This is a genomic window from Pseudoalteromonas sp. (genome assembly GCF_041613455.1).
GTDB lineage: Bacteria > Pseudomonadota > Gammaproteobacteria > Enterobacterales > Alteromonadaceae > Pseudoalteromonas.
The window spans coordinates 1-2,749 of record NZ_JBFJHD010000311.1 but is presented as its reverse complement, the minus strand read 5'-3'; the positions used below and the strand labels follow the sequence as shown (position 1 = coordinate 2,749).

The following is a 2,749-nucleotide window of genomic DNA, read 5'->3' as shown; positions in this document are numbered from 1 at the left end:
TAGAAATATTAGAAGGTCCTGATACAACAAGGAAAAGCTCTCAGAAAAATAAAAAAAGAAAATGGCGTGAAATAGAAGCAATAAAAGAAAAACACCGCTTACGTAAAGAGCTGCAAGAGTTAGATTATTTTGCAGACACCCTAATGATTGATGAACTGGACTTTTAAGCCAGCCTCATTAGCCAGCCAAAAAGCATAACAACCCGCTAAAATTCAACCAGGCCTTGATGGCATAGCATCAAGGCCTTTTTAATGCGCTTGAACTCACTAATCAAACTTGCCAGTCGATTGGTTGCTTGCCTTGAGCCTGCAATAACGCATTAGTGGCGGAAAAATGCTGACAACCAAAAAAACCACGGTGAGCCGATAGCGGCGAAGGATGTGGTCCGGCTAAAACATGATGGCGAGTACTATCAATGCCTTTGCCTTTTTTTTGGGCATGGGCGCCCCATAAAATAAATACCACGCCACTACAGTGGCTATTTATATGCGCTATTACATTATCGGTAAATTGCTCCCAGCCTAAGTGTTTATGCGAATGCGCTTGCCCTTGCTCTACGGTCAGTACCGTATTTAACAAAAACACCCCTTGCTCTGCCCAGTGCTGCAAATAGCCATGGCTTGGCACAGTAAACCCTGCAATATCGTTTGCCAGCTCTTTATAAATATTTCTTAGCGATGGCGGTAACTTTTTCACCTCGGGCAACACCGAAAAACATAAGCCATGCGCTTGCCCTGCGCCATGATATGGGTCTTGCCCTAATATCACTACGCGCACTTTGTTGAGCGCGGTTGCATCAAAGGCATTGAACACCTGTGACTCTGGCGGATACACTGCAATCCCCGCATCGCGGCGATGCGCCACGTACGCTAGCGTTTCCTGCATATAAGGTTGCTGTAACTCACTGTTTAAAAAGGCTGACCAATCGCTCATTGTGTACTCTTCAGGTGTTGACGTGATAGCTCTATTTTATCACACATATCTGCCAGCCCCTCGAGCATACGCGGTGAAAATCGATGCAGTAAATCCGCATTAACAGATATAAACAGCTGCTGTTTCACGGCGGGGATCTCCGGCCATTGTTGCCAGTTAATCTTCGGCTGTGGTGTGGCTGACTTTTCATCGGGAATAATAATAATTTGTGGCTGTGCAACCACCACATTCTCGATACTCACTTGGGGGTAATCGGTCGCACTATTAGCAAATACATTACTGCTTTGGCAGGTTTCCATGAGCTGGTTTATCCAGGTATTTTTAGCCACTGTCATCATTGGCTCAGACCATAATTGATAAAACGCCGTGACCGGCATTTTGTGTTGTTGATGCGCCTGTATAGCGGCTAATTTAGTGCTATACGCCTGAGCGGCGCGCTCACTTTGAGCAATATTACCGGTGAGTTTACCCAGCGCCAGTAAGTCATCGGCCACCTCAGCTGGAGTATGGGGATTGCTATAATGCAGCCTAATACCTAAACGCTCAAGTTGCGCTAAATCCTCAGCTTGGTTGCCACCTTGCCAAGCAATGACTAAATCGGGCTTAAGCGCCAGCAATTTTTCAATGGATATGCCATAAAAGCCACCAATGCGCGGAATCGCCTTTGCCGCCGCGGGGTAATCGGCGTGCTCAACCGTGGCAATAATTTTGTCGCCCGCGCCAATCGCGTATAAGTTTTCCACTATGTGTGGTGACAGCGCCACAATCCGTAATGCCTTGTTTTGCTGAGCTTGGGAGGCCTGCGCATGATGCGCAACAGCCAGCAAAAACAGGCTGAGAAGCAGTTGTTTAAACATTAATAATCAAACCCTTGTAACGCTTTTATGCCAGCATCAAAGGCGTGTTTTACATTGCGCACTTCGCTTACCGTATCAGCCAGTTCGATTAATTTACGGTGTGCGGCACGCCCCGTGACAATAACCGACTGCATCGGTGGGCGATTACTGATCGCCTCCAGCACCTCATCTAAATCAATATATCCATAAGTAACCATGTAGGTAAGCTCATCAAGCAGCACCACATCTAAACTTGCATCACTTAGCAGACGCTTAGACTCTTGCCAGGCGGCCTGCGCGGCGGCGGTGTCGGCGGTTTTATCTTGAGTGTTCCAGGTGAAGCCTGTGCCCATCACCACAAACTCAACACCCGCACCTTGCAATAAGTTGCGCTCGCCACACTCCCAAGTTCCCTTAATATACTGACACACAGCGGCTTTTTTACCATGGCCAACACAACGGGCAACAACGCCAAACCCCGAAGTAGATTTACCTTTACCGTTACCGGTAATAACCTGAAAAATGCCTTTTTCTTGTTGTGCGGCGGCAATACGGGCATCAACTTGCTCTTTTAATTTTTGCTGACGCTGTTGGTGTTTATCGTTATTTTGTTCACTCATTATTAGTATCCTTGATAAATATTGCTGCGTTGCAGCACTTTTTCATCTGCTGCAGCGGTTGCAGATAACCGCTTGTGTTATATCATTGACGCGGCTAAGTTCAGCTTAGAGTTGGCGTTTACGAAAATATAACAAGCTTAAAAAAAACGCACTACCAATCGCAGCAGTGATCACCCCCACGGGCAGTTCTTGATTGGTTAATAACGTGCGGGCTAATACATCCACCCACACCATAAAAATACCGCCCACTAAACTGGTGATCAGTAAACCTGACAAAGTGCCTTGTGAAATAAAAAAACGCACTATATGTGGCACCATCAGCCCGACAAAACCAATTCCTCCGCACATGGCCACCAGCAC

General features: G+C 46.7%; 5 protein-coding genes. 1 reads left to right on the top strand and 4 read right to left on the bottom strand.

Annotated features, from left to right (window positions below; genetic code table 11):
• The coding region (locus tag ABYB02_RS16420) for a DUF3545 family protein (RefSeq protein WP_372763446.1) at positions 1-167 on the top strand (167 nt) is incomplete at its 5' end.
• A 103-nt stretch (positions 168-270) separates the two neighbouring features.
• On the opposite strand, the gene ung is transcribed toward ABYB02_RS16420, so the two are convergent.
• From ung to ABYB02_RS16400, 4 genes are all read right to left on the bottom strand, one after another.
• A complete protein-coding gene (gene ung, locus ABYB02_RS16415; RefSeq protein ID WP_372763445.1) occupies positions 271-933 on the bottom strand; it encodes a uracil-DNA glycosylase in 663 nt (220 codons plus the stop codon).
• The gene (locus ABYB02_RS16410; RefSeq protein WP_372763444.1) at positions 930-1,790 is read right to left on the bottom strand and encodes a cobalamin-binding protein; all 861 of its coding nucleotides are present in this window, start codon (positions 1,788-1,790) and stop codon (positions 930-932) included. The genes ung and ABYB02_RS16410 overlap by 4 nt, the downstream gene beginning before the upstream one ends.
• Positions 1,790-2,389: a cob(I)yrinic acid a,c-diamide adenosyltransferase gene (gene cobO / locus ABYB02_RS16405; protein ID WP_372763443.1), complete on the bottom strand. Its 600-nt coding sequence runs from the start codon at positions 2,387-2,389 to the stop codon at positions 1,790-1,792. The genes ABYB02_RS16410 and cobO overlap by 1 nt, the downstream gene beginning before the upstream one ends.
• A 105-nt stretch (positions 2,390-2,494) precedes the next feature.
• Positions 2,495-2,749 (bottom strand): iron chelate uptake ABC transporter family permease subunit (locus tag ABYB02_RS16400; RefSeq protein ID WP_372763442.1); only part of this gene is annotated, 255 nt, incomplete at its 5' end.